Below are 21,476 nucleotides of genomic sequence, written 5' to 3'. Positions count from 1 at the left end.
TGGACGCACCGTCGGCGCTGGCGTCGTCGCCAAGGTCCTGGAGTAAACACAATGGTTGCCCCGAAGATCCGTATCAAACTGCGTGGCTTTGACCACAAGGCGCTGGACCAGTCCGCGAGCAAGATCGTGGACACGGTCCGGCGCACCGGGGCGGATGTGGCTGGCCCCGTGCCGCTGCCCACCCGCATTCGCCGCTTTACCGTGCTGCGCGGGCCGTTCAAGCACAAGGACAGCCGCGAGCACTTCGAGATCCGCACCCACAACCGTCTGGTGGACATCATGAACCCCACCAAGAAGACCATCGACTCCCTGATGACCCTCGATCTGCCCACCGGCGTGGACATCGAGATCAAGACTGTGGGCGGCCGCGCATGAAGGGCATCCTCGGCACCAAGATTGGCATGACCCAGATCTGGAAGGGCGACCGCGCCATTCCCGTGACGGTCGTGCTGGCGGGTCCGTGCCCCGTCGTACAGCGCAAGAGCCAGCAGACCGACGGCTACGAGGCCGTGCAGATCGGCTTCGCGCCCAAGAGCGAGAAGCGCGTCAACCGTCCGCAGCTCGGCCACTTCAAGAAGGCGGGGGTTTCTCCTGTGCGCTTCCTGCGCGAGTTCCGCGGCTTTGCCCCCGAGGGTGACACCGTCAGCGTGGACATCTTCGCCGAGGGCGAGAAGATCGACGCGACCGGCACGAGCAAGGGCAAGGGCTTCCAGGGCGTCATGAAGCGCTGGAATTTCGCGGGTGGTCCCGCGAGCCACGGCTCCAAGAAGTGGCACCGCCGCCCCGGCTCGATCGGCCAGCGCAAGACGCCCGGCCGCGTGTACAAGGGCAAGAAGATGGCCGGTCACATGGGCATGGAGCGCGTCACTGTGCAGAACCTCGAGGTGGTCGAGGTCCGCGCGGACGAGAACATCATCCTGGTCAAGGGTGCGGTTCCCGGCGCGAACGGTGGCCTCGTGGTGCTGCGCCAGGCTGCCAAGGGAGGCAAGTAAGACATGGCGCAGATCAACGTCATCGGAAGCCGGGGTGGCCGCAGCATCGACCTCGAGTTGCCCGAAGTGAACCCGCACATCCTGCACGACGTCGTGACCTGGCAGCTTGCCGGTCGCCGCCGCGGCACCGCGAGCACCCGGACACGTGCTCAGGTCAGCAAGTCGGGCCGCAAGATGTATTCCCAGAAGGGCACCGGCAACGCCCGTCACGGCGACCGCAGCGTGCCGACCTTTGTAGGCGGCGGCGTGGCCTTCGGTCCCAAGCCCCGCAGCTACGCCTACACCCTGCCCCGCAAGGTGCGGCAGCTCGGCCTGGCGATGGCTCTGGCCGACCGCCAGAACACCGGCAAGCTCACCGCTGTGGACGGCTTTGACCTTGACGGCAAGACCAAGAGCTTCGTGGCCTGGGCTGCCCAGAACGGCATGGACGGTTCCGAGCGCGTGCTGATCGTCACCGACGACGAGATGGCCCGCCGCGCCGCGCGCAATGTCGCGTGGGCGACCGTGCTGCCGGTCGCGGGCCTGAACGCCTACGACATCCTGCGCCACGAGCGCCTCGTCATTGACGCGGTCGCGCTGGAACCGGCCCAGGACGAAGTTGTTTCCGGGGAGGCCGCGCAGTGAGCCACTACGACATCATCAAGCAGCCCGTGATCAGCGAGAAGGCGTACGCGGGCATGGAGCGCGGCGTGTACTCGTTCTGGGTGAGCCCCAAGGCCACCAAGACCGAGATCAAGGCCGCCGTGCAGCAGGCGTTCGGCGTGACCGTCGTGGGCATCAGCACCATGAACGTCGCGGGCAAGCGCAAGCGCGTGGGCCGCTTCATCGGGCACCGGGCCGACCGCAAAAAGGCCATCGTGCGGCTTGCGGACGGTCAGAAGATCGAGGCCCTCGAGGCCCTGGCCTAAGGAGTATTGAGACATGGCCGTCAAGAAGTACCGTCCGTATACCCCCAGCCGCCGTCAGATGACGACTGCGGACTTCTCGGGGCTGACCAAGAAGCGTCCCGAAAAGGCCCTCACCGAGGCCCTGCCCAAGACCGGCGGACGCAACAACCGTGGCCGCATCACCAGCCGCTTTATCGGCGGCGGGCACAAGCGCCTCTACCGCATCATTGACTTCAAGCGACGGGACAAGGCGGGCGTGTCTGCCCGTGTCGCCGCCATCGAGTACGATCCCAACCGCAGCGCCCGCATCGCCCTGCTGCACTACGTGGACGGCGAGAAGCGGTACGTGCTGGCTCCCGAGGGCCTGACCGTCGGCACCACTGTGAACGTGGGTCCCGAGGCCGATCCCAAGCTCGGCAACGCGCTGCCCCTGCGCTTTGTGCCGGTGGGCGCTGTGGTGCACGCCGTCGAACTGGTTCCCGGCAAGGGTGCCCAGCTCGCCCGCAGTGCCGGAACCTCCATCCAGGTGCAGGGCAAGGAAAACGACTACGTGCTGCTGCGTCTGCCCAGCGGGGAAATCCGCCGGGTGCACTCCGAGTGCTACGCGACCATCGGCAGCGTGGGCAACGCCGAGCACAAGAACATCAACCTCGGCAAAGCGGGCCGCAGCCGCTGGCTCGGTCACAAGCCGCACCAGCGCGGCAGCGCGATGAACCCGGTCGACCACCCCCACGGCGGTGGTGAAGGCCGTACCGGCGCGGGCCGTCAGCCGGTCAGCCCCTGGGGTCAGCTTGCCAAGGGCCTCAAGACCCGCCGCAAGCGCAAGAACTCGGACCGCTTCATCGTCACCCGCCGCGGCGGGAAGTAAGGAGGGTAGGACATGCCCCGTAGCCTGAAGAAAGGGCCGTTCGTGGACGACCACCTCCTGAAGAAGGTGGACGCCCAGAACGAGCGCAAGGACAAGCGCGTCATCAAGACGTGGTCGCGCCGCTCGACCATCGTGCCCGAGATGATCGGTCACACCATCGCCGTGCACAACGGCAAGCAGCACGTGCCGGTCTTTGTGAACGAGCAGATGATCGGCCACAAGCTCGGTGAGTTCTCGCCCACCCGCACCTACCGTGGGCACGGCAGCGACAAGACCGCCAAGGGGAGCAAGAAGAAATGAGCGCTCCCACGACCGACCAGAGCTTCCGCAACAAGAAGCAGCGCAAGCAGCAGGTCAAGCTGCGCCGTCCCGGTTACGCCGTGGCGAAGTACGTGCGCATGAGCCCCCGTAAGGTGCGCCTCGTCGTAGACGTGATTCGCGGCAAGAGCGTCGCCGAGGCCGAGGACCTGCTGCGCTTTATTCCCAAGAGCGCGTCGGAACCCGTCGCCAAGGTGCTCAAGAGCGCCAAGAGCAACGCCGTGAACAATGACGAGATGCTCGAAGACCGCCTGGTCATCACGGCGGCCTACGTGGACGCCGGGCCGACCCTCAAGCGGATGATTCCCCGCGCCCGTGGCAGCGCCAACATCATCAAGAAGCGCACCAGCCACATCACCATCATCGTGGGCGAGCGCGAGACGCGCCGGGGGAACAGGTAATGGGCAACAAGATCAACCCGAACGGCTTCCGCCTGGGCATCACCCGGGGCTGGAACAGCCGCTGGTACGCAGGCAAGAAGCAGTACGCGGGCCTGCTCAAAGAAGACGAGAAGATCCGCAAGATGGTCGGCAAGAAACTCGCCGCCGCTGGCATCGCCCGGATCGAGATCGAGCGTGCGGGGCAGCAGGTCAACGTGATCATCTCGGCCGCCAAGCCCGGCATCGTGATCGGCAAGGGCGGCGAGAGCATCAAGCAGCTGCGCGGCGACATCGAGCGCCTCGTGAGTGCGGGGACGGTCGCGGTGAACGTCGCGGAGATTCCCAACCCCAACATCAGCGCCCCACTGGTCGCCCTGCGCATCGCCGAGCAAATCGAGCGCCGCTTCGCTTTCCGCCGCGCGATGAAGCAGGCCGCGCAGCGCGTGATGGAGTCGGGTGCCCGCGGCGTGAAGATCGTGCTCTCGGGTCGTCTGGGCGGCGCCGAGCAGGCCCGTACCGAGAGCGTCCGCGAGGGCCGCGTGCCGCTGCACACCCTGCGTGCCGACATCGACTACGGCACCGCCCGCGCCGAGACCACCTATGGCTCGCTCGGGATCAAGGTGATGGTGTTCAACGGCGAAGTGATCGGCGGCCGCACCGAGACGCTGGCCCGCCCGCCCCGCCGCAACGACGAGCGCCGTCCTGAGGGTGACCGTCCCAACCGCCGCCGCCCGACCGCGCGGCGCCGTCCCGGAGGTGAGTGATGCTTCTTCCGAAGCGCACCAAGTACCGCAAGCAGTTCCGTGGCCGCATGACCGGCGACACCAAGGGCGGTGACTACGTCGCGTTCGGCGACTACGGCCTGATTGCCCTGGAACCCGCCTGGATCCGCAGCAACCAGATCGAGGCGTGCCGCATCGTGATGAGCCGTCACTTCCGCCGCGGCGGCAAGATCTACATCCGCATCTTCCCCGACAAGCCCGTCACCAAGAAGCCCGCCGAAACCCGAATGGGGAAGGGCAAGGGCGCCGTGGAGTACTGGGTCAGCGTGGTCAAGCCCGGCCGCGTGATGTTCGAGGTGTCCGGCGTGACCGAGGAGCAGGCCAAGGAAGCCTTCCGCCTCGCCGGTCACAAGCTGCCTATCGGGACCAAGATGGTCAAGCGCGAGGTCTACGATGAAGCCCAGTGACATGCGTACTCTCTCGGACGCCGATTTCGCCCGCGAGATCGACGCCCGCAAGAAGGAACTGATGGAGCTGCGTTTCCAGGGAGCGATGGGCCAGCTGGCCCAGCCGCACCGGGTACGTCAGCTCCGGCGCGAGGTGGCGCAGCTCAACACCGTCCGTGGTGAGCGGGGCCGCGCCGAGCGCGTGACCCAGGCCCAGGCCGCTGCAGGAGACAGCCAATGAAAAAGACCTTTACGGGCGTCGTGGTGAGCAACAAGGCCGACAAGACGGTGAGCGTCAAGGTCGAGCGGCGCTTCATGCACCCGCTGTACGGCAAGATCGTGACCCGCAGCCAGAAGTACGCCGCGCACGACGAGACCAACGAGTACCGGATCGGGGACCGCGTCGAGATCATCGCCGTGCGCCCCATCAGCAAGACCAAGACCTGGAAGGTCACCCGCCTGGTCGAGCGCCCGCGCGGCATCGAGACCACGGCGGTCGAGACAGAAGGCGGTAACGCATGATCATGCCCCAGTCCCGCCTCGACGTGGCGGACAACAGCGGCGCACGCGAAATCATGTGCATTCGCGTGCTCAACAGCGGCATCGGTGGCAAGGGTCTGACGACCGGCGGCGGCGGCAACAAGCGCTACGCCCATGTCGGGGACATCATCGTGGCGTCGGTCAAGGACGCGGCCCCGCGCGGCACCGTCAAGTCCGGTGACGTGGTCAAGGCCGTGGTTGTGCGCACCAGCCACGCGATCAAGCGTGCCGATGGCAGCACCATCCGCTTCGACAAGAACGCGGCCGTCATCATCAACAACCAGGGTGAGCCCCGCGGCACCCGCGTCTTCGGGCCGGTCGCCCGTGAACTGCGCGACCGCCGCTTCATGAAGATCGTGTCCCTGGCTCCGGAGGTGCTGTGATGCCCCGCCCCAGCGCCGGAAGCCACCACAACGACAAGCTGCACGTGAAAAAGGGCGACACCGTCGTCGTGCTGAGCGGCAAGCATAGGGGCCAGACCGGCAAGGTCATGCTCGCGCTGCCCCGTGAAGCCAAGGTGGTCGTCGAGGGTGTGAACCTCGTGACCAAGCACGTCAAGCCCTCGGCCACCAACCCCACGGGCGGCATCGAGCAGCGTGAAGGTGCTCTGCACGCCAGCAAGGTCGCTGTCGTCGATCCCGAGACCGGCAAGGCCACCCGCATCCGCAAGCAGATCGTGGACGGCAAGAAGGTCCGCGTGGCGGTCGCGAGCGGCAAGGTCATCGACTAAGATTCAGGGCCGCGCCCAGGCGCGAACCCGGGCGACCCAGCCCGCCCGAAGAGAGGCCAGACATGCAGACCCTCAAGACCAAGTACAACGAGCAGGTGCGCCCCGCGCTGATGGGCCAGTTCGGTTACTCCAGCGTGATGGCCGCGCCGCGCATCGAGAAGATCGTGATCAACGAGGGCCTGGGGTCCTCCAAGGAAGACTCCAAGGCCATCGACAAGGCGGCCAAGGAACTCGGCCTGATCACCCTGCAAAAGCCCATCATCACCAAGGCGAAAAAGAGCATCTCCAACTTCAAGCTCCGCCAGGGCATGCCGGTGGGCATCAAGGTCACGCTGCGCGGTGAGCGCATGTACGTGTTTCTGGACAAGCTGATCAACATCGGCCTGCCCCGTATCCGCGACTTTCGTGGAATCAACCCCAACGCTTTTGACGGCCGTGGCAACTACAACCTCGGCATCAAGGAGCAGCTGATCTTCCCGGAAATCACCTATGATATGGTCGACAAGGTGCGCGGGATGGACATCACCATCGTGACCACCGCGAAGACCGACGAGGAAGCTCGGGCGCTCCTGCAGGGCATGGGCCTCCCCTTCCGGAAATAAGGACTGACATGGCGAACACCTCGAAAGTTGTCAAGGCGGAACGCGGCATGAAGTTTGCCGTGCAGAACTACAACCGCTGCAGCCGCTGCGGCCGTGCCCGTGGTTACTACCGGTTTTTCGGGATGTGCCGGATCTGCATCCGCGAACTGGCCCACCGGGGCGAACTTCCCGGCGTCAAAAAGGCCAGCTGGTAAAGCGGGCCTGCCGCCCCCTCCCCTCCATCCCCTTGCCGGATACGAACTGGCCCACTTTGGGCAGTGATCGTCCGGTTCAGGGCCCAGGACCCAACAGAAGACGCGCCTGTCACCTCAGGACCACGTTCTTTGGGAAGACTCCGGAAGCTGCACGCGCACCTGCGGCGCAGCTTCCCCCCAGCCGGGGCTCCTGCATTCAGGCCCAGCCCCCGGAGGAGAATCATGCTGAGTGATCCTATCGCCGACATGCTCACGCGCATTCGCAACGCGACGCGCACCTTTAAGGAGAGCGTCGATATCCCGGCTTCCAAGTTCAAGGAGCAGCTCGCGCAAGTGCTGCTGCAAGAAGGCTACGTGGCGAGCGTTGAGCGCGTGCGTCCCGAAGGCCAGAAGTTTGACGTGCTGCGCCTGACCCTGAAGTACGGGGCCAAGCGCGAGCAGGTGATCAAGCACATCGAGCGCATCAGCCGCCCAGGGCGCCGTGCCTATGTCAGCGCTGAGAACCTGCCCCGCGTGCAGCGCGGTCTGGGTGTCGCCGTCGTCTCGACGAGCCGGGGCCTGCTGCCCGACCGCGAGGCCCGCAAGCAGGGCGTCGGCGGCGAAGTCGTCTGCGTCATCTGGTAAGACCGCACCACGCCTGACCTCGGAGCGCATTTCCCAGCGGAAAGACGCCCACGACTTAAGGACGAAGGAGGACAGCTATGTCCCGTATTGGTAAACAACCTATCGCCGTGCCCAGCGGCGTGACCGTGAGTGCTGAGGGCGGCGTGTTTCGCGCCAAGGGCCCCAGGGGCGAGCTCACCGTCCCTTACAACACGGCCCTGACCATCGCCAGCGAGGGCGACCAGCTTCTGGTGACGCGCCCCAGCGACCGCCAGGAGCACCGCGCCCTGCACGGCCTGACCCGCACGCTGGTCGCCAACGCCGTCAAGGGCGTCTCGGACGGCTTCACCATCAACCTTGAGCTGCGCGGCGTCGGTTACCGTGCCAAGCTGGCGGGCAAGAACCTCGAAATGACCATCGGCTACAGCCACCCGGTCGTGATCGAGCCCCCCGCAGGCGTGACCTTCACGGTGCCTGAGCCCACCCGCATTGACGTGTCGGGTATCGACAAGCAGATGGTGGGGCAGGTCGCGGCGAACGTGCGCAAGGTGCGCAAGCCGGACGCCTACCACGGCAAGGGCGTGCGCTTCGTGGGCCAGCAGATCGCCCTCAAGGCAGGCAAGGCCGGGGCGACCGGCGGGAAAGGGAAGAAGTGATGGCGAACCAGACAGCCATTCGGCGCAAGCTGCGCACCCGCCGCAAGGTGCGTGTCGCGGCGGCAGAGCGTCCGCGCCTCAGTGTGTTCCGCTCCAGCAAGCACATCTACGCCCAGATTATCGACGACACCACCGGCACCACGCTGGCAGCGGCGAGCAGCAGTGCGCTCAAGAGCGGCACCAAGACCGACACGGCCGCCGCTGTGGGCCGCGCCCTCGCCGAGGCAGCCACCGCCAAGGGTGTCAAGCAGGTCGTATTCGACCGTGCCGGGTACAAGTACCACGGCCGGGTCAAAGCGCTCGCAGACGCGGCGCGGGAGGGTGGCCTTGACTTTTAATCGTCGCAATGACCGCGAGCGGGAGACGGGTGAGTTCGAGGAGAAGATGCTCTTCGTCAACCGCACCTCCAAGACCTACCAGGGGGGTCGCCGCTTCCGCTTCGCCGCACTCGTGATCCTGGGTGACCGCAACGGCCGGGTCGGCATGGGCATCGGCAAGGCCAAGGAAGTGCCGGTCGCCATCGAGAAGGCCAAGGCGATCGCACGCAAGAACATGATCACCGTGCCCGTCGAGAACGGCACCATTCCCCACGACATCGTCGGTGAGAACAGCACCAGCCGCGTGCTGCTCAAGCCTGCGGGTCCCGGTACCGGCGTGATCGCGGGCACCGTGCCGCGCTCTATCGCCGAACTGGCGGGCATTACCAACATGCTCTCCAAGGAACTCGGCAGCCGCAACAAGGTCAACGTGGCTTACGCGGTGTTTGACGGCCTGAAGAACCTGCGCACCGCCAAGCAGGTGCGTTCGGCCCGTGGCCTCGACGTGCAGGCCCGGCCGCAGGTGATCGCGGCAGGTTCTGTCTCGGCGACCACCGAGGGCGGCGCGGCCCAGGCGGGAGGTGCCCTGTGACCGGCACGACTGTCAAGGTGACCCTCAAGCGCAGCGTGATCGGCCGCCCTGGCAACCAGGTGCAGACGGTCAAGGCGCTGGGTCTGCGCAAGATCGGGGATACCCGTGAACTGGCAGACACGCCCGCCCTGCGCGGCATGATCAAGACCGTCCAACATCTGGTGGAGGTGGAAGCGTGAAGCTTCACGAACTGACTCCGGCGCCCGGCAGCCGCAAGAACCGCAAGCGCGTGGGCCGTGGCCCCGGCGGAACCGACAAGACGGCTGGTCGCGGGCACAAGGGCCAGAAGTCGCGCAGCGGCTCCGGCAAGGGCTCCTTCTTCGAGGGTGGTCGCAGCACGTTGATCTCGAGGCTGCCCAAGCGCGGGTTCAACAATGTCGGTACGACCTACGAGGTCGTCAACCTCGGACAGCTCGCCGGGCTGGAAGGGGAGACCTTCGACCGCGCGGCGCTGGAACTGGCCGGGCTGGTCCGCCGCAAGAACCGCCCGGTGAAGCTGCTGGGCCGCGGTGAACTCGGCCGCGCCGTGACCGTTCACGTGGACGCGGCGAGCGAGTCGGCGGTCCGTGCCGTGGAAGCGGCCGGGGGCCGGGTCGTGATCCTGGCCGCGAGCAGCGAGAACGCCGAGCAGGCGGGCTAACATGCTGCGCGCCTTCCGCGACGCGTTCCGGATCCCGGACCTGCGGCGGAAGATTGTCTTCACCCTGCTGCTGCTTGCCGTCTTCCGTCTCGGAAGCACCATTCCGACGCCGGGCGTCAATGCAGCCGAGCTCGCAGAGGCCACCTCGGGTGGCCTTTTCGGGTTGATCAGCCTGATCTCGGGCGGCAATCTTTCGCAGTTCTCGATTTTCGCGCTGGGGGTGCTGCCCTACATCACGGCCAGCATCGTGATCCAGCTTCTGACGACCACCGTCCCCTCACTGGAGAAACTCAGCAAGGAGGGCGAGGAAGGCCGCAAGAAGATCAACCAGTACACCCGCTACGCGGCGGTCGCGCTGGGAACTTTTCAGGCGCTGTTCTTCTCGCTGTACATCACCAGCAACCCGCAGTTCATCGCGGTGGGTTGGGACCCCGGCCTCTTTACCATCCTGGTGATGGTGCTGACCCAGGTGGCGGGCGTGGCCTTTACCCTGTGGATCGGCGAGCGCATCACCGAGGTGGGCGTCGGCAACGGCATCAGCCTGATCATCACGGCGGGGATCATCGCCAACTACCCGCGCGAGATCGCCGCGACGGGCGAACTCTTCCGTAACGATCAGGTGTCGCTGCTGCAGATCTTGGTCTTCGCGGCGGTCATTCTGGTGACCATCGCGGGCATCGTGTACGTCTATCAGGGCGAGCGCCGCGTGCCTGTCACCTACGCCCGTGCCCGTGGCGGCGCTCCCGGTGGGGCGGCCCGCAACCTGGGGGGACAGGCCACCTGGCTCCCGATCAAGGTCAACCAGGCGGGCGTGATTCCAGTGATCTTCGCCTCGGCCATGCTGATCCTTCCCAACCTGATCGGCAGCGCCACCGCCGAGCGGGCGCCCGAGGTCAACGCGTTTATCCAGACCTACCTGACCTTCGGCAGCCCGTGGTACATCCTGCTCGAAGCGGCACTGATCTTCGGGTTCACCTACCTGTACAACAGCGTGCAGTTCGATCCCAAGCGCATCAGTGAGCAGTTGCGCGAGGCCGGCGGGTTTATTCCCGGCGTCCGGCCGGGCACCGCGACTGCCGAGTATCTGGGCGGCATCAGCAGCCGCCTGAGCCTGTGGGGCGCGATCTTCCTGGTGGTGCTGACGGTCTTTCCGCAGATCGTGCAGCGGGCGACGGGCATCACCACCTTTCAGTTCAGCGGCACTGGCCTGCTGATTATCGTGGGGGTGGCGCTGGAAACGCTCAAGCAGCTCGAAGCGCAGCTCACCGTGCGGCGTTACGACGGCTTTATCAGCAAGGGCCGCATCCGTGGCCGCCTGAACTGAAGTTCTGCCCTTCACGGCACGCCGCTCACCTCCGGGTGGGCGGTTTTCCGTGCTGGCACCTGCCGTCACGGCCGGGGAGACAGGGCGGCGCCTCTGCCCGGCCTCTATGCTGTACTCCCTGAAGGAGGAACCATGACACCATCTGAGAACAAGGTCGTGATCTTTCTCGGCCCCCCCGGCGCTGGGAAAGGCACGCAGGCCGAGCGTCTGGCCCACGAAGAAGGTCTGACCAAGATCAGCACGGGCGACATCCTGCGCGACCACGTCTCGCGCGGCACCGAACTGGGTCAGCAGGTTGGGCCCCTTCTCGACGCGGGGGCCCTGGTGCCCGACGAGGTCCTGATCGCCCTGATCCGGAACCACCTCGCTGGAATGAAGGCGGTGCGGGTGATTTTCGACGGGTTCCCGCGCACCCGTGCCCAGGCGGAGGCCCTTGACCGGTTGCTGGAGGACCTGGGAGCCCCTGTCACCGCCGTGCCGCTGCTGGAAGTGCCCGACCGGTTGCTGATCGAACGCATCGTGGAACGGGGGCGGCAGGCGGCCCGGCGCGGAGAGGCGGTGCGTAGCGACGACACCGAGGAAGTGGCCCGCAAACGCCAGGAGGTCTACCGCGAGCAGACTCAGCCGCTGATCGACTATTACGGCACGCGTGGGTCTCTGCGTCCGGTGGACGGGGTGGGGACGCTGGATCAGGTCTATGGCCGCCTTGTGGAAGCACTGGGCTGACGTGGAGGCCCTGGGCTGAGGCCAGGTGGGGAAGAGGCGGCGGCCGGTGCTTGCCCCTGCCTCCCCGGCCGTGCTAACTTCCCCTTTGGCTTGTACCAAGCCTGGAGGTGACGTGGCAAGACGAAAGATGCCGGAACAGCGGGAGAAGCGCAAGAAGGAAGAGTCCGATACCGTGCGGGCCGAGGGCGTGGTGGAAGAGGCGCTGCCCAACACCACTTTCCGGGTGAAGCTCGATACTGGGCACGATATTCTGGCCTACATCAGTGGCAAGATGCGGATCCATTACATCCGGATTTTGCCTGGTGACCGCGTGGTCCTGGAAATCAGTCCCTACGATACGTCGCGGGGACGGATCGTCTACCGCAAGTAAGCCCCTCCGGGCGCCGGTACCCAACAGATTCCCTGTCAGGCCCGACGGCCAGGGGGGTCGAGCGCTGCTGAGCGCACTGCCGTGACAGGCGGCGACGTGAGGCGGCTGCGAGGAGGACGCATGAAAGTTCGCAGCAGTGTCAAGAAGATGTGCGACAACTGCAAGGTGATCCGCCGCCACGGGCGCGTGCTGATCATCTGCTCCAATGTCAAGCACAAGCAGAGGCAGGGCTAATGGCGCGCGTCGCTGGCGTTGACCTTCCGCGCGAGAAGCGCGTCGAGATTGCCCTGACCTATATCTACGGGATCGGTCTGACCCGCTCCAAGGAAGTGCTGGCGCAGACGGGGATCAACCCCGACACCCGCGTCAAGAACCTCAGTGAAGCCGATCAGAGCACCCTGCGTGACGCCATCGAGCGCACCTTCAAGGTGGAGGGTGACCTCCGCTCGGAAGTGGGCCAGAACATCAAGCGCTTGATGGACATCGGGGCGTACCGTGGCCTGCGCCACCGCCGCGGCCTGCCCGTGCGCGGCCAGCGCACCAAGACGAATGCCCGCACCCGCAAGGGACCGCGCAAGACCGTCGCAGGTAAGAAGAAGGCGACGAGGAAGTAAGCCATGGCGAAGACCACCAAAGGCAAGACCCCCCGCCGCGCCCGGCGCAACATCAGCGCAGGCCGCGCCTACGTTCACGCGAGCTACAACAACACCATCGTGACCATCACCGACCTCGACGGCAACTCGGTCGCGTGGTCCTCGGGCGGCACCATCGGCTACAAGGGCAGCAAGAAGGGCACGCCCTACGCGGCCCAGCTCGCCGCCGCCGACGCCGTGAAAAAGGCGCAGCAGACCTTCGGCATGAATATCGTGGACGTCATCGTGCGCGGCACCGGTTCAGGCCGCGAGCAGGCGATTCGCGCGATTCAGGCTTCCGGGATCGAAGTGAAGTCCATCATGGACGACAGCCCTGTTCCGCACAACGGCTGCCGTCCCAAGAAAAAGCACCGCGCCTGAGTGTTTGTTCATTAGGGCGCTGCGCGTGCCCACCTGTCCCGCTTCCGTCTTGCCCCCAGGGCAGAGAGCCGCACCACCGGCGAGGAAGCGGGCGCCAGAGGGCCGCAGACCCGGTTCGCAGGCGCCAGAGCCTGAAACCGTAAGGAGAGTCAAGACATGGGTCGTTTCCGTGGTTCCATCACCAAGCTCAGCCGCCGCGAGGGCATCAACCTCGCGGAGACCGAGAAAGTCCAGAAGTACCTCGACCGGCGCCCTTACGCGCCCGGTCAGCACGGCCAGCGACGTGCCCGTGGTCGCCCCAGCGACTACAGCGTGCGCCTGCGTGAAAAGCAGAAGCTCGCCCGGCTGTACGGCATGGGCGAAAAGCAGTTCCGCAACCTCTTTGACGAAGCGGCCAGCGTTCCCGGCGTGACCGGCACGGTGTTCTTGCAACTGCTCGAGCGCCGCCTGGACAACGTCGTCTTCCGCATGGGCTTTGCCAGCACCCGCCGCCAGGCCCGGCAGTTTGTCGGCCACGGACACGTGTTCGTCAACGGCAAGCGGGTGGATATCGCGTCGTACCGGGTCAAGATCGGGGACGAGATCAGCGTCTCCGAGAAGAGCCGCTCGATGGGCTTTATTCAGGAGAACATGGAGGCCCAGAAGCGCCGCCGCGTCTCGCCCTGGATCGAGCTGAACCCCGAGACCTTCAGCGGCACCTTCGTGCGCCTGCCCGCCCGCGAAGACCTTGCCCTGCCCATCAACGAGAACTTCATCATCGAGTACTACTCGCGCTAATCGGGAGGCCCCAGTGGATCAAAAGCGCCCTCAACTCAAAGCCCGCGTCGACGGCGATTACGGCGAGTTCGTCCTCGAACCGCTCGCGCGTGGCTACGGCGTCACCATCGGGAATCCCATCCGGCGCATCCTGATGTCCTCGATCCCCGGCACCGCCGTGACGAGCGTGTACATCGAGGATGTCCTTCACGAGTTTTCGACCATCCCCGGCGTCAAGGAAGATGTGATCCGCATCATCTTGAACCTCAAGGAACTTGTCGTGAAGTTCCATGCCCCCGGCCCCAAGACCCTGACCCTGCGGGCGCAGGGCGAGGGCGTGGTGCGGGCAGGCGCCTTCGAGGTGCCCAGTGACGCCGAAATCGTCAACCCCGACCTCCCCATCGCCACCCTTGCCGAAGACGGCAAGCTGGTGATGGAGGTGAGGGTCGAGGAGGGCGAGGGGTACGTGCCCGCCGACAAGCACTCCACCAAGGACCGCATCAACTCGATCCCGGTGGACGCGGTGTTCTCGCCGGTGCGCCGGGTGGCCTACCACGTGGAAAACACCCGCGTGGGCCAGCAGACCGACCTCGACCGCCTGATTCTGCGGGTCTGGACCGACGGTAGCGTCGGCCCCCAGGACACGCTGGACAAGGCTGTCGAGATCCTGCGGGACGAGCTGACCGTGTTTGGCAACGTCGAAACGCTGCCGCTCACCCCGGAACTGGCCCCGTCCTATGCGGCGGTCACCCCGGTTGCGGCAGCGGCGCCAGAAGCGCCCCGGATGCCCGATCTCGATCCCGGTTCGTACCCGGCGGGAGACCTCGACACGCCCCGCGTGACCCTCGAAGGGTTGGGCCTGACCACCCGCGTGCTGCACTCCCTCAAGGAGGAAGGCATCGACAGTGTGGACGCCTTGTGCGCCCTGTCCGACCGTGACCTCAAAAAGGTCCCCGGTATCGGCGAGCGCAGCCTCGACGAGATCAAGCAGCAGCTCGCGCAGTTCGGGCTGGCTCTCAGAGACTAGTTCCAGTGCGTGGGGGGCACCCCTCCCGCGCCTCATCCCCCAAGGAGACTTCCCATGCGTCACGGTAAATCCGGTCGCAAGCTCAACCGCAACAGCAGCGCCCGCACCGCCCTGGCCCGTGCCCAGGCGACGGCGCTGCTGCGCGAGGGCCGCATCCAGACGACCCTCACCAAGGCCAAGGAGCTGCGCCCCTACGTCGAGAAGCTGATCACCACCGCCAAGGGTGGGGACCTGCACGCCCGCCGCCTCGTTGCCCGCGACATCCACGACATCGCCGTGGTCCGCAAGGTGATGGACGAGGTGGCCCCCAAGTACGCGGACCGTCCCGGTGGCTACACCCGCATCCTGCGCGTGGGCACCCGCCGCGGCGACGGCGTCACGATGGCCCTGATCGAACTCGTCTGATCCCAGATGAGCCTTTCAGCCCCGCTTCGGCGGGGTTTTTCCTTGCTGATCGCTGAGGGCTGATAGTTTCTGGTATGGCTCCCACCCTCGTGATCGTGCCTGGCCTGGGAGACAGCGGGCCGGGACACTGGCAGACCCTGTGGGAACAGAAATTCGGGGCGGCGCGGGTCGGGCAGAGCGACCCGGAGAAGCCTGATCCGGAGGAGTGGGCGGCGCAGCTTGGCAAGGTGGTGGGGGAGACGTCCGGCGAACTCGTGCTGGTGGCGCACAGTCTGGGTGCCCTGACGGTGGTCCATTGGGCGGCCTCTTCCCAGGTGCCGGAACGGGTACGCGGAGCCTTGCTCGCCGCGCCCCCCGACCCGGAGCGCCCCGACGCGCCCGGGGAGGTGCGCCGCTTTGCTCCCCTCCCACCCAGGCCGCTCCCCTTCCCGGCGCTGGTGGTGGCCAGCGAAAACGACCCGTACGCGAGCCCCGGGTGGGCCGAAGTGATGGCGAGTGCGTGGGACGCTGCCTCCGTCACAGCGGGGGAGGCCGGGCACCTCAACGTGGCGAGCGGCCACGGGGACTGGGAGGAGGGCGAGGTGCTGCTGTCCGAGTGCCTGCACACCTGGACGCCGCCCTTGACCCGGTTCTGAGCATGTCAAGAGGCCGCCCCGGGAAGAGGCGGCCCTGGTGATCCTGAAACGTCAGTTCGTGACGGCGGCGGTCGCGTACTTGTCGAGCAGGGCTTCAAACGCCCGCTTGGGCTGGGCACCGACCATACCCTCGACAGGCTGGCCGTCCTTGAACAGGATCATGGTGGGGATGCTCATGACCCGGAATTGGCCGGAGACGCTGGGGTTGTCGTCCACGTTGAGTTTGGCGACCTTGACCCGGCCCTCGTACTGCCCGGCGAGTTCCTCGATCACTGGCGCGATGATGCGGCACGGGCCGCACCAGGGGGCCCAGAAGTCCACCAGGGTCAGGCCCTCGGCCGTCTCGTTCTGAAAGGTGCTGTCGGTCAGTTCCACAGGCTTCATGGGCCGAGTATACCCCCCGGGGGCATGGGCAGATATGCGGAAGATGCGCGGTGCCTAACGGTCGGTTCATGGGCGGGGCACGCTAGGCTGCCGTCATGACCGGGGAAGGGGAGGAACAGTTGCGTGTGGGCGCCCGGCTCTTCGACGCGGGCGAGTGGTGGGAGGCCCACGAGGCGTGGGAGGTCCCGTGGCGCACGGCGGCAGGCACGGAGCGTGACTTCCTGCAGGCGCTGATCCTGCTCGCCGCCGCCCTGCACAAGCGCTGGCACCACGGCAGCCTGACCCACCGTAACTTTCGTAAGGCGGAGGTGTATCTGGAGCGCCTGCCTGACACCTACGGCGGGGTGGACCTGCGGCGGTTGCGCTCGGAGGTGTGGGCGGGGCTGCACGACCGGGCGCGGCAGCCCTGGCTCGGGTTGGGGCCGGTCCCTTATGCTGGGGAATGACGGGGCCGCGTGCCCCGGCAGGAGCCTTCTATGACTGAACGCATTGCCCTCTTTATTGACGGGGCCAACGTCTACGCGGCGGCCCGCCGCCTGGGCTGGAACTTCGACCACCGCAAGATCCTGGAACACTTCCGCGCGGCGGGAACGCTTCACAACGCCTTCTATTACACCGCTGTGCCTGCCCATCCCGACGACAAGCAAAAGCGCTTCGTGGACGCCCTGACCTACATGGGCTACACCGTCCGGACCCGCCCGCTGCGCGAGACCACCGACGAGCACGGCGAGACGCAGCGCCGCGCCAGCCTCGACATCTTCATGGTGACCGACCTGCTGACAACCGCCGACCGCTATGACACGGCCATCCTGCTGACCGGCGACGGCGATTTCGAGCGCCCGGTCGAGGCCCTGAGGGCGCGGGGCAAGCGGGTCGTGGTGGCGAGCATTCCCGAGATGACGAGCTACGAGCTGCGCAATGCCGCCGACGAGTACGTGGACCTGTCGTCCCTGCGTGCGGAAGTCGAGCGCCCCGGCTACCGCCTGCCCAGTGAGGGCCGCGCCGAGGCGGGAGGCCGCCCCTTCTATGTCACGGCTGCCGTGACGGAGCCTGATGAACGCTGAGCCGGGGGGAACGCCGAAAACCACCCTGCCCATCGCCCTCGACGCGGTGGGGGGGGACCATGGGGCCGCGCCGAACGTGGAGGGCGCGGTGCAGGCGGCCCGCGCGGGGGTGCCCGTGCTGCTCGTCGGCCCCAGGGTGGCCCTGCACGCCGAACTCGGCAAGCATCCGGGCAGTGGCAGCCTGCCGCTGGACGTGGTGGACGCCCCGGACGTGATCGGCATGCAGGAGCACGCCTCGGACGTGCGCAGCCGCACGGGGGCAAGCATCAACGTCTGCACCCGGCTGGTCAAGGAAGGCCGGGCCGCCGCCGCCGTCAGCATGGGCCACAGCGGGGCGACGATGGCCTCGGCGCTGCTGACGCTGGGCCGGGTGAGGGGCGTGGACCGCCCCGCCATCCTGACCCACCTGCCCAGCCAGACGGGCTTCGTGACCCTGCTGGACGCGGGCGCCAACGCGGACGTGAAGGCCGGCTACCTTGCCCAGTGGGCGCGGCTGGCGACCGTGTACCTGCGGGTGGTCGAGGACCGCGAGAACCCCACGGTGGGCCTGCTCTCCATCGGGGAGGAGCCGCACAAGGGCAGTGCGCTGGTGCTCGAAGCCCACGAGTTGCTGCGCGGGCTGCACGGCCACGGCATCAATTTCCACGGCAACGTGGAGGGCCGCGACCTCTTCCAGGGGACCACCGACATCGTGGTGACCGACGGCTTTACCGGGAACGTGGTTCTCAAGCTCGCGGAGGGCGAGGCCAAGGTCCTGTTCGGGTGGGTGCGTGAGGCCCTGGGCAGCACCCTGAAGTCCAAGGTGGGCGGCCTGCTGGTGCGCCCGGCACTGCGGGGCCTGGCCGAGCGAATGGACCCCAGCACCTACGGGGCGAGCATCCTGATCGGGGTGCGTGGGCTGGCCTTTATCGGGCACGGCAGCGCGGACGCCCGCGCGGTGAAAAACGCCCTGCTGCGGGCCGCCCGCGCCCACGAGGCCGACCTGATCGCCCGGCTGGAGGCGGCGCTGGCTCCGGGCTGATCCGGGTTCCGGCCACTGGATTTTCCACCCGGGAGAGCGCCGGTTCGGCCACTCCCCGCCCGGACACCGCCTGCTCCTTTTCCCTCCGCCCGGACTCCGCAGGACCCGGCGTTGCCGCGCCCCACGCCCCCATGCGAGGCTGGAGCGATGCCGGACGACCTGCTGAACGAACTCGCCTTTCAATTTCAGAAACCCCAGGTCTGGCTCGGCCTGGGGCTGACCCTGGTGGTGGCCTACGCGCTCTACCGCTTCGGGCGGACGGTGCTGCGGGCGCTGGACGGCCACGCGCCTGCCCGGCTGGTGTCCGGGCTGGGGTGGCTGTGGACCGGCGTGGTGGTCCTGGGCTGGCTGGCGGTCGCCACGCGGGTGGCTTACCTGCCCAGCGTGCCGGTGCTGTTCGGCCTCGGCGGGGAGATCGTGGACGGCTTCCGGCACAGCGCCGGGCAGGTGCTGGTGATCGTGGCCCTCTCGCTGATCGCCTGGGGCCTGATCGGCACCCTGACCTCGCGCATCGTGGCCGACGAGGAATTCAGCCGCCGCACCGTGCGGGTGCAGACGCTGCGGGGGGTGGTGGACAGCACCCTCAAGGCCGCGCTCGTCGTGATTGCGCTGATCGCGGGCCTTCAGACGCTCGGCGTGAACGCCTCCAGCCTGCTGGCGGGCGTGTCGGTCCTGGGGCTGGCGGTGGGCTTCGGGGCGCAGAGCCTGATCAAGGACGTGTTCACCGGCTTTTTTATCCTGCTCGAGGACCAGTACGGGGTGGGCGACGTGATCACCGTGAACACCGGGCAGCTGTCAGGGACGGTGGAGCAGCTCAACCTGCGGCTGACGGCCCTGCGGGCGCTCGACGGCACGGTCCACCTGATTCCCAACGGCCAGATCCAGACGGTCAGCGTGAGCAGCAAGGACTGGTCGCGGGTGGTCGCCACGGTGGACGTGACCTACGGCGCCGACATCGACGAGGCGCTGCGGGTGCTGGAACGCGTCAGCCGCGAACTGCACGCGGACCCGGCGTGGGCGGCGTCCTTTCTGGAAGACCCCGAGATTCAGGGCGTGACCCGCCTCGCGCCCGACGGCGTGACCCTGCGGGCGCTGTACAAGGTGCAGCCCAAGAGCCAGTTTGCCCTGGGCCGCGAGTTCAACCGCCGCATCAAGATCGCCATGGACGAGGCGGGCATCGAGATCCCGGCCCCGCAGCGCAGCCTGAGCTTCGGGGCGACCCCGCTGGAGATCAAGGTCTCGGGCACCGCCCCGGCCCCCGACCCCCGCCGCGACCAGAACCGCACCCAGCCCCCGGTCCCGCCCTCCCCGACCCGCGACCCGGAGGAGGAGGAAGTGTGACGCACACGCCGGCAAAACCGCCGCAACCGGAGCTGGGGTGCGGCGGCCTGCCGGTCCCCGGCCTTCAGGTGGGCAGCGGGGCGGGCGGCAGGGAGGCCGGGGGTGACGGGGGCAACTCGTCCAGGGTCCCGCCCGCGAGCAGGGTAGAGAACTCCTCGCCGCTGAGCGTCTCGCGCCGCAGCAGCACCTCGACGCTCTCGTGGACACGCGGCAGGTGCGTCTGGACCAGGGCGACGGCGCGGGCATAGGCCGACTCGATGATGCCCCGGACTTCCTCGTCCACCGTGTGCGCGGTCGCCTCGCTCATGGGCACGAGCTGCGGGCCGCTGCCCAGGTAACTCCCCTCTCCCTCGACCAGCGCCACCTTGCCGATGCGCGGCGACATGCCCCACTCGGTGACCATCCGCCGGGCCAGGCCGGTCGCCTGCTGGAAATCGTTCTGGGCACCTGTCGTGACCTCCCCGAACACGACCTCCTCGGCGGCGCGGCCCGCGAGCGCCACCGCGACCATGTCGTCCAGGGCCGGGCGGGTGACATGCAGGCGGTCATCGGCGTCGGGCATCATGTAGCCCGCCGCCCGGCCACGCGGCACCACGGTCAGCTTGGCGACCCGCTGGGCATGCGGCAGCAGTTGANGGGGTGGCGGGAGTCGCGGGGGCGGGCGGAACCGGGGGCGTGGCCTGCGCCGAGGCCGCCGTGAGCAGGGCGGCGGCCAGCAGCGCCAGGGACCGGGAGGAGGAGCGGTACAACGTCATGCCCCCAGCCTAGAGAATCGGGCCGGGGGGCATGATGGGACGGACTTCAGGCCGGGTTGGGCGTCAAACCGGGAGGAGCGGCCGGGACCTCACCGTCCTCCCCGGGAAAGGCCGGAGCCGGGAGGGTCCCGCCCTGCAGGATGGTGACCAGTTCCTCACCGCTCAGCGACTCGCGCACGATCAGTTCGTCGGTCATGCGGTGCAGCACATGCAGGTGCTCACGCAGCAGCGCCAGCGCCCGCCCGTACTGCCCGTTCAGGATGCGGGCGACCTCCACGTCGATCTGCTCGGCGGTGTGGTCGCTGTACACGCCCTGCTGCGGCCCGTACCCGAGGAATCCGGCGTTCTCCTGCGCAAGCGCGAGCTGCCCGACCTCCGACATGCCCCACTCGGTCACCATGCGGCGGGCCAGACCCGTGGCCTGCTGGAAGTCGCTCGCGGCCCCGGTCGTGACCTCCCCGGTGGCGACCTCCTCGGCGGCGTGCCCGGCCAGCGCCACACAGAGCCGGTCGAGCAGCGCCGTGCGGGTGTGGTGCATCCGGTCCTCCGGGGTGTAGAGCGCCGACCCCAGCGACCGCCCGCGCGGCACGATGGTGAGCTTGTGGGCCTTGTCCGCGTGCGGAAGGAGCTGTGCGGCGAGGGCATGTCCGACCTCGTGGTAGGCCGTCACGCGGCGGTCCGCTTCCCGCACCACCAGCGAGCGGCGTTCCGGGCCCATCAGCACCCGGTCCCGCGCCTCTTCCACATCCCGCATCACGATCTTCGATTGCCCCGACCGCGCCGCTCCCAGCGCCGCCTCGTTGAGCAGGTTCTCCAGGTCCGCCCCCACCATCCCCGCCGTCCTGCGGGCGATCACCCCGAGGTCCACTGAAGGATCGAGCGGCTTCTTGCGGGCGTGAATCCGGAGGATCATCTCGCGCCCCCGCACGTCGGGGGCGTCCACGACGACCTGACGGTCGAAGCGTCCCGGACGCAGCAAGGCGGCGTCCAGCACGTCGGGGCGGTTGGTGGCCGCCAGGATGATGACCTCCTGTCCGGAGGAGAAGCCGTCCATCTCGACGAGCAGCTGGTTGAGGGTCTGCTCGCGTTCGTCGTTGCCGCCCTGGAGGTTGACGCCGCGTTTTCTCCCGACGGCGTCGATCTCGTCGATAAAGACGATGCAGGGGGC

38 protein-coding genes are annotated in these 21,476 nt (G+C 67.4%); 35 read left to right on the top strand and 3 right to left on the bottom strand.

What is annotated here, in order from left to right:
• The first annotated feature begins 51 nt into the window (after positions 1–51).
• From rpsJ to QOL99_RS05775, 31 genes are all read left to right on the top strand, one after another.
• Complete coding sequence (gene rpsJ, locus QOL99_RS05925; RefSeq protein ID WP_019588633.1) at positions 52–375, top strand: 30S ribosomal protein S10; 324 nt, start codon at positions 52–54, stop codon at positions 373–375.
• Positions 372–992, top strand: a complete 621-nt coding sequence (rplC, locus tag QOL99_RS05920) for a 50S ribosomal protein L3 (RefSeq protein ID WP_285522233.1) — start codon at positions 372–374, stop codon at positions 990–992. Before rpsJ ends, rplC begins: the two co-directional genes overlap by 4 nt.
• 3 nt (positions 993–995) lie before the next feature.
• Positions 996–1,616 carry a 50S ribosomal protein L4 gene (gene rplD / locus QOL99_RS05915; protein WP_285522231.1) on the top strand — a complete coding sequence of 207 codons (621 nt, stop codon included), beginning with the start codon at positions 996–998 and terminating at the stop codon, positions 1,614–1,616.
• Entirely contained in the window at positions 1,613–1,900 is a 288-nt protein-coding gene (locus tag QOL99_RS05910) for a 50S ribosomal protein L23 (RefSeq protein ID WP_285522229.1), read from the top strand. Before rplD ends, QOL99_RS05910 begins: the two co-directional genes overlap by 4 nt.
• Positions 1,901–1,913: 13 nt before the next feature.
• Positions 1,914–2,747, top strand: coding sequence for a 50S ribosomal protein L2 (gene rplB, locus QOL99_RS05905; protein ID WP_285522228.1), 834 nt, complete (start codon positions 1,914–1,916; stop codon positions 2,745–2,747).
• A 12-nt stretch (positions 2,748–2,759) separates the two neighbouring features.
• Positions 2,760–3,047: a 30S ribosomal protein S19 gene (rpsS, locus tag QOL99_RS05900; RefSeq protein WP_285522226.1), complete on the top strand. Its 288-nt coding sequence runs from the start codon at positions 2,760–2,762 to the stop codon at positions 3,045–3,047.
• Positions 3,044–3,466, top strand: a complete 423-nt coding sequence (gene rplV / locus QOL99_RS05895; RefSeq protein ID WP_285522225.1) for a 50S ribosomal protein L22 — start codon at positions 3,044–3,046, stop codon at positions 3,464–3,466. Before rpsS ends, rplV begins: the two co-directional genes overlap by 4 nt.
• A complete protein-coding gene (rpsC, locus tag QOL99_RS05890) occupies positions 3,466–4,209 on the top strand; it encodes a 30S ribosomal protein S3 (protein WP_285522223.1) in 744 nt (247 codons plus the stop codon). Before rplV ends, rpsC begins: the two co-directional genes overlap by 1 nt.
• Positions 4,209–4,634 carry a 50S ribosomal protein L16 gene (rplP, locus tag QOL99_RS05885; protein ID WP_152872632.1) on the top strand — a complete coding sequence of 142 codons (426 nt, stop codon included), beginning with the start codon at positions 4,209–4,211 and terminating at the stop codon, positions 4,632–4,634. Before rpsC ends, rplP begins: the two co-directional genes overlap by 1 nt.
• On the top strand, positions 4,621–4,854 hold the full coding sequence (gene rpmC, locus QOL99_RS05880; RefSeq protein ID WP_285522220.1) for a 50S ribosomal protein L29: 234 nt from the start codon (positions 4,621–4,623) through the stop codon (positions 4,852–4,854). The genes rplP and rpmC overlap by 14 nt, the downstream gene beginning before the upstream one ends.
• Positions 4,851–5,135 (top strand): 30S ribosomal protein S17, encoded by a 285-nt coding sequence (rpsQ, locus tag QOL99_RS05875; protein WP_285522218.1) that lies wholly within the window; start codon positions 4,851–4,853, stop codon positions 5,133–5,135. The genes rpmC and rpsQ overlap by 4 nt, the downstream gene beginning before the upstream one ends.
• Complete coding sequence (gene rplN / locus QOL99_RS05870) at positions 5,132–5,536, top strand: 50S ribosomal protein L14 (RefSeq protein WP_152872630.1); 405 nt, start codon at positions 5,132–5,134, stop codon at positions 5,534–5,536. Before rpsQ ends, rplN begins: the two co-directional genes overlap by 4 nt.
• The gene (rplX, locus tag QOL99_RS05865) at positions 5,536–5,883 is read left to right on the top strand and encodes a 50S ribosomal protein L24 (protein ID WP_326522574.1); all 348 of its coding nucleotides are present in this window, start codon (positions 5,536–5,538) and stop codon (positions 5,881–5,883) included. The genes rplN and rplX overlap by 1 nt, the downstream gene beginning before the upstream one ends.
• Before the next feature lie 62 nt (positions 5,884–5,945).
• On the top strand, positions 5,946–6,485 hold the full coding sequence (gene rplE, locus QOL99_RS05860) for a 50S ribosomal protein L5 (RefSeq protein WP_285522215.1): 540 nt from the start codon (positions 5,946–5,948) through the stop codon (positions 6,483–6,485).
• Between the two features lie 8 nt (positions 6,486–6,493).
• On the top strand, positions 6,494–6,679 hold the full coding sequence (locus QOL99_RS05855) for a type Z 30S ribosomal protein S14 (RefSeq protein WP_285522213.1): 186 nt from the start codon (positions 6,494–6,496) through the stop codon (positions 6,677–6,679).
• A gap of 222 nt (positions 6,680–6,901) precedes the next feature.
• Positions 6,902–7,303 (top strand): 30S ribosomal protein S8, encoded by a 402-nt coding sequence (gene rpsH, locus QOL99_RS05850; protein ID WP_285522212.1) that lies wholly within the window; start codon positions 6,902–6,904, stop codon positions 7,301–7,303.
• 77 nt (positions 7,304–7,380) lie between these two features.
• Positions 7,381–7,938: a 50S ribosomal protein L6 gene (gene rplF / locus QOL99_RS05845; RefSeq protein ID WP_285522209.1), complete on the top strand. Its 558-nt coding sequence runs from the start codon at positions 7,381–7,383 to the stop codon at positions 7,936–7,938.
• A complete protein-coding gene (gene rplR, locus QOL99_RS05840; RefSeq protein ID WP_285522208.1) occupies positions 7,938–8,276 on the top strand; it encodes a 50S ribosomal protein L18 in 339 nt (112 codons plus the stop codon). The genes rplF and rplR overlap by 1 nt, the downstream gene beginning before the upstream one ends.
• Complete coding sequence (gene rpsE, locus QOL99_RS05835; RefSeq protein ID WP_285522207.1) at positions 8,266–8,847, top strand: 30S ribosomal protein S5; 582 nt, start codon at positions 8,266–8,268, stop codon at positions 8,845–8,847. Before rplR ends, rpsE begins: the two co-directional genes overlap by 11 nt.
• A complete protein-coding gene (gene rpmD / locus QOL99_RS05830) occupies positions 8,844–9,026 on the top strand; it encodes a 50S ribosomal protein L30 (protein ID WP_285522205.1) in 183 nt (60 codons plus the stop codon). The genes rpsE and rpmD overlap by 4 nt, the downstream gene beginning before the upstream one ends.
• Positions 9,023–9,487, top strand: coding sequence for a 50S ribosomal protein L15 (gene rplO / locus QOL99_RS05825; protein WP_285522204.1), 465 nt, complete (start codon positions 9,023–9,025; stop codon positions 9,485–9,487). Before rpmD ends, rplO begins: the two co-directional genes overlap by 4 nt.
• A gap of 1 nt (position 9,488) precedes the next feature.
• Positions 9,489–10,811: a preprotein translocase subunit SecY gene (secY, locus tag QOL99_RS05820; protein ID WP_285522203.1), complete on the top strand. Its 1,323-nt coding sequence runs from the start codon at positions 9,489–9,491 to the stop codon at positions 10,809–10,811.
• 132 nt (positions 10,812–10,943) lie between these two features.
• Positions 10,944–11,537: an adenylate kinase gene (locus QOL99_RS05815; protein WP_285522202.1), complete on the top strand. Its 594-nt coding sequence runs from the start codon at positions 10,944–10,946 to the stop codon at positions 11,535–11,537.
• Between the two features lie 127 nt (positions 11,538–11,664).
• On the top strand, positions 11,665–11,907 hold the full coding sequence (infA, locus tag QOL99_RS05810; RefSeq protein WP_019588656.1) for a translation initiation factor IF-1: 243 nt from the start codon (positions 11,665–11,667) through the stop codon (positions 11,905–11,907).
• Between the two features lie 120 nt (positions 11,908–12,027).
• Positions 12,028–12,141 (top strand): 50S ribosomal protein L36, encoded by a 114-nt coding sequence (gene rpmJ, locus QOL99_RS05805; RefSeq protein ID WP_081425885.1) that lies wholly within the window; start codon positions 12,028–12,030, stop codon positions 12,139–12,141.
• On the top strand, positions 12,141–12,521 hold the full coding sequence (gene rpsM, locus QOL99_RS05800; RefSeq protein ID WP_285522197.1) for a 30S ribosomal protein S13: 381 nt from the start codon (positions 12,141–12,143) through the stop codon (positions 12,519–12,521). Before rpmJ ends, rpsM begins: the two co-directional genes overlap by 1 nt.
• Before the next feature lie 3 nt (positions 12,522–12,524).
• Complete coding sequence (gene rpsK, locus QOL99_RS05795; protein WP_285522196.1) at positions 12,525–12,920, top strand: 30S ribosomal protein S11; 396 nt, start codon at positions 12,525–12,527, stop codon at positions 12,918–12,920.
• Positions 12,921–13,076: 156 nt separating this feature from the next.
• Positions 13,077–13,697 (top strand): 30S ribosomal protein S4, encoded by a 621-nt coding sequence (gene rpsD, locus QOL99_RS05790; RefSeq protein WP_285522195.1) that lies wholly within the window; start codon positions 13,077–13,079, stop codon positions 13,695–13,697.
• Positions 13,698–13,710: 13 nt separating this feature from the next.
• Positions 13,711–14,703 (top strand): DNA-directed RNA polymerase subunit alpha, encoded by a 993-nt coding sequence (locus QOL99_RS05785; RefSeq protein ID WP_285522193.1) that lies wholly within the window; start codon positions 13,711–13,713, stop codon positions 14,701–14,703.
• Between the two features lie 54 nt (positions 14,704–14,757).
• Complete coding sequence (rplQ, locus tag QOL99_RS05780) at positions 14,758–15,108, top strand: 50S ribosomal protein L17 (protein ID WP_285522192.1); 351 nt, start codon at positions 14,758–14,760, stop codon at positions 15,106–15,108.
• A 74-nt stretch (positions 15,109–15,182) separates the two neighbouring features.
• Positions 15,183–15,743, top strand: a complete 561-nt coding sequence (locus tag QOL99_RS05775; RefSeq protein ID WP_285522191.1) for an RBBP9/YdeN family alpha/beta hydrolase — start codon at positions 15,183–15,185, stop codon at positions 15,741–15,743.
• Positions 15,744–15,794: 51 nt separating this feature from the next.
• Here the strand turns inward: QOL99_RS05775 and trxA are convergent, their stop codons facing one another.
• The gene (trxA, locus tag QOL99_RS05770; protein ID WP_285522190.1) at positions 15,795–16,127 is read right to left on the bottom strand and encodes a thioredoxin; all 333 of its coding nucleotides are present in this window, start codon (positions 16,125–16,127) and stop codon (positions 15,795–15,797) included.
• Positions 16,128–16,222: 95 nt separating this feature from the next.
• On the opposite strand from trxA, the gene QOL99_RS05765 reads away from it, so the two are divergent.
• The 4 genes from QOL99_RS05765 (at position 16,223) to QOL99_RS05750 (ending at position 19,553) form a co-directional block, all read left to right on the top strand.
• Positions 16,223–16,573, top strand: coding sequence for a DUF309 domain-containing protein (locus QOL99_RS05765; protein WP_285522189.1), 351 nt, complete (start codon positions 16,223–16,225; stop codon positions 16,571–16,573).
• Positions 16,574–16,603: 30 nt separating this feature from the next.
• The gene (locus QOL99_RS05760; protein WP_285522188.1) at positions 16,604–17,191 is read left to right on the top strand and encodes a LabA-like NYN domain-containing protein; all 588 of its coding nucleotides are present in this window, start codon (positions 16,604–16,606) and stop codon (positions 17,189–17,191) included.
• The gene (gene plsX, locus QOL99_RS05755) at positions 17,181–18,212 is read left to right on the top strand and encodes a phosphate acyltransferase PlsX (RefSeq protein ID WP_285522186.1); all 1,032 of its coding nucleotides are present in this window, start codon (positions 17,181–17,183) and stop codon (positions 18,210–18,212) included. The genes QOL99_RS05760 and plsX overlap by 11 nt, the downstream gene beginning before the upstream one ends.
• Before the next feature lie 159 nt (positions 18,213–18,371).
• Positions 18,372–19,553, top strand: coding sequence for a mechanosensitive ion channel family protein (locus QOL99_RS05750; RefSeq protein WP_285522236.1), 1,182 nt, complete (start codon positions 18,372–18,374; stop codon positions 19,551–19,553).
• A gap of 64 nt (positions 19,554–19,617) precedes the next feature.
• Here QOL99_RS05750 and QOL99_RS05745 read toward each other — a convergent pair whose 3' ends face one another.
• Both QOL99_RS05745 and QOL99_RS05740 read right to left on the bottom strand, forming a co-directional pair.
• The gene (locus tag QOL99_RS05745) at positions 19,618–20,181 is read right to left on the bottom strand and encodes an ATP-dependent metallopeptidase FtsH/Yme1/Tma family protein (protein ID WP_326522575.1); all 564 of its coding nucleotides are present in this window, start codon (positions 20,179–20,181) and stop codon (positions 19,618–19,620) included.
• Between the two features lie 173 nt (positions 20,182–20,354).
• On the bottom strand, positions 20,355–21,476 hold a 1,122-nt coding region (locus QOL99_RS05740), incomplete at its 5' end, for an ATP-dependent metallopeptidase FtsH/Yme1/Tma family protein (protein ID WP_285522184.1).

The organism is Deinococcus rhizophilus, from assembly GCF_030271215.1.
Lineage (GTDB): Bacteria > Deinococcota > Deinococci > Deinococcales > Deinococcaceae > Deinococcus > Deinococcus rhizophilus.
This window is presented reverse-complemented; position numbering and strand designations above follow the sequence as displayed.

Coding starts and splice junctions, on each gene's coding strand:
- rplB (WP_285522228.1), top strand. CDS start 1,914: ATGGCCGTCAAGAAGTACCGTCCGTATACCCCCAGCCGCCGTCAGATG.
- rplE (WP_285522215.1), top strand. CDS start 5,946: ATGCAGACCCTCAAGACCAAGTACAACGAGCAGGTGCGCCCCGCGCTG.
- QOL99_RS05855 (WP_285522213.1), top strand. CDS start 6,494: ATGGCGAACACCTCGAAAGTTGTCAAGGCGGAACGCGGCATGAAGTTT.
- rpsK (WP_285522196.1), top strand. CDS start 12,525: ATGGCGAAGACCACCAAAGGCAAGACCCCCCGCCGCGCCCGGCGCAAC.
- rplC (WP_285522233.1), top strand. CDS start 372: ATGAAGGGCATCCTCGGCACCAAGATTGGCATGACCCAGATCTGGAAG.
- rpsH (WP_285522212.1), top strand. CDS start 6,902: ATGCTGAGTGATCCTATCGCCGACATGCTCACGCGCATTCGCAACGCG.
- rplP (WP_152872632.1), top strand. CDS start 4,209: ATGCTTCTTCCGAAGCGCACCAAGTACCGCAAGCAGTTCCGTGGCCGC.
- rplQ (WP_285522192.1), top strand. CDS start 14,758: ATGCGTCACGGTAAATCCGGTCGCAAGCTCAACCGCAACAGCAGCGCC.
- rplN (WP_152872630.1), top strand. CDS start 5,132: ATGATCATGCCCCAGTCCCGCCTCGACGTGGCGGACAACAGCGGCGCA.
- trxA (WP_285522190.1), bottom strand. CDS start 16,127: ATGAAGCCTGTGGAACTGACCGACAGCACCTTTCAGAACGAGACGGCC.
- rplD (WP_285522231.1), top strand. CDS start 996: ATGGCGCAGATCAACGTCATCGGAAGCCGGGGTGGCCGCAGCATCGAC.
- QOL99_RS05760 (WP_285522188.1), top strand. CDS start 16,604: ATGACTGAACGCATTGCCCTCTTTATTGACGGGGCCAACGTCTACGCG.
- rpmJ (WP_081425885.1), top strand. CDS start 12,028: ATGAAAGTTCGCAGCAGTGTCAAGAAGATGTGCGACAACTGCAAGGTG.
- QOL99_RS05775 (WP_285522191.1), top strand. CDS start 15,183: ATGGCTCCCACCCTCGTGATCGTGCCTGGCCTGGGAGACAGCGGGCCG.
- QOL99_RS05815 (WP_285522202.1), top strand. CDS start 10,944: ATGACACCATCTGAGAACAAGGTCGTGATCTTTCTCGGCCCCCCCGGC.
- rplF (WP_285522209.1), top strand. CDS start 7,381: ATGTCCCGTATTGGTAAACAACCTATCGCCGTGCCCAGCGGCGTGACC.
- QOL99_RS05765 (WP_285522189.1), top strand. CDS start 16,223: ATGACCGGGGAAGGGGAGGAACAGTTGCGTGTGGGCGCCCGGCTCTTC.
- rpsC (WP_285522223.1), top strand. CDS start 3,466: ATGGGCAACAAGATCAACCCGAACGGCTTCCGCCTGGGCATCACCCGG.
- rpsQ (WP_285522218.1), top strand. CDS start 4,851: ATGAAAAAGACCTTTACGGGCGTCGTGGTGAGCAACAAGGCCGACAAG.
- rplX (WP_326522574.1), top strand. CDS start 5,536: ATGCCCCGCCCCAGCGCCGGAAGCCACCACAACGACAAGCTGCACGTG.
- rplV (WP_285522225.1), top strand. CDS start 3,044: ATGAGCGCTCCCACGACCGACCAGAGCTTCCGCAACAAGAAGCAGCGC.
- rpsS (WP_285522226.1), top strand. CDS start 2,760: ATGCCCCGTAGCCTGAAGAAAGGGCCGTTCGTGGACGACCACCTCCTG.
- rpsJ (WP_019588633.1), top strand. CDS start 52: ATGGTTGCCCCGAAGATCCGTATCAAACTGCGTGGCTTTGACCACAAG.
- rpmC (WP_285522220.1), top strand. CDS start 4,621: ATGAAGCCCAGTGACATGCGTACTCTCTCGGACGCCGATTTCGCCCGC.
- secY (WP_285522203.1), top strand. CDS start 9,489: ATGCTGCGCGCCTTCCGCGACGCGTTCCGGATCCCGGACCTGCGGCGG.
- rpsM (WP_285522197.1), top strand. CDS start 12,141: ATGGCGCGCGTCGCTGGCGTTGACCTTCCGCGCGAGAAGCGCGTCGAG.
- rpsD (WP_285522195.1), top strand. CDS start 13,077: ATGGGTCGTTTCCGTGGTTCCATCACCAAGCTCAGCCGCCGCGAGGGC.
- infA (WP_019588656.1), top strand. CDS start 11,665: ATGCCGGAACAGCGGGAGAAGCGCAAGAAGGAAGAGTCCGATACCGTG.
- plsX (WP_285522186.1), top strand. CDS start 17,181: ATGAACGCTGAGCCGGGGGGAACGCCGAAAACCACCCTGCCCATCGCC.
- rplR (WP_285522208.1), top strand. CDS start 7,938: ATGGCGAACCAGACAGCCATTCGGCGCAAGCTGCGCACCCGCCGCAAG.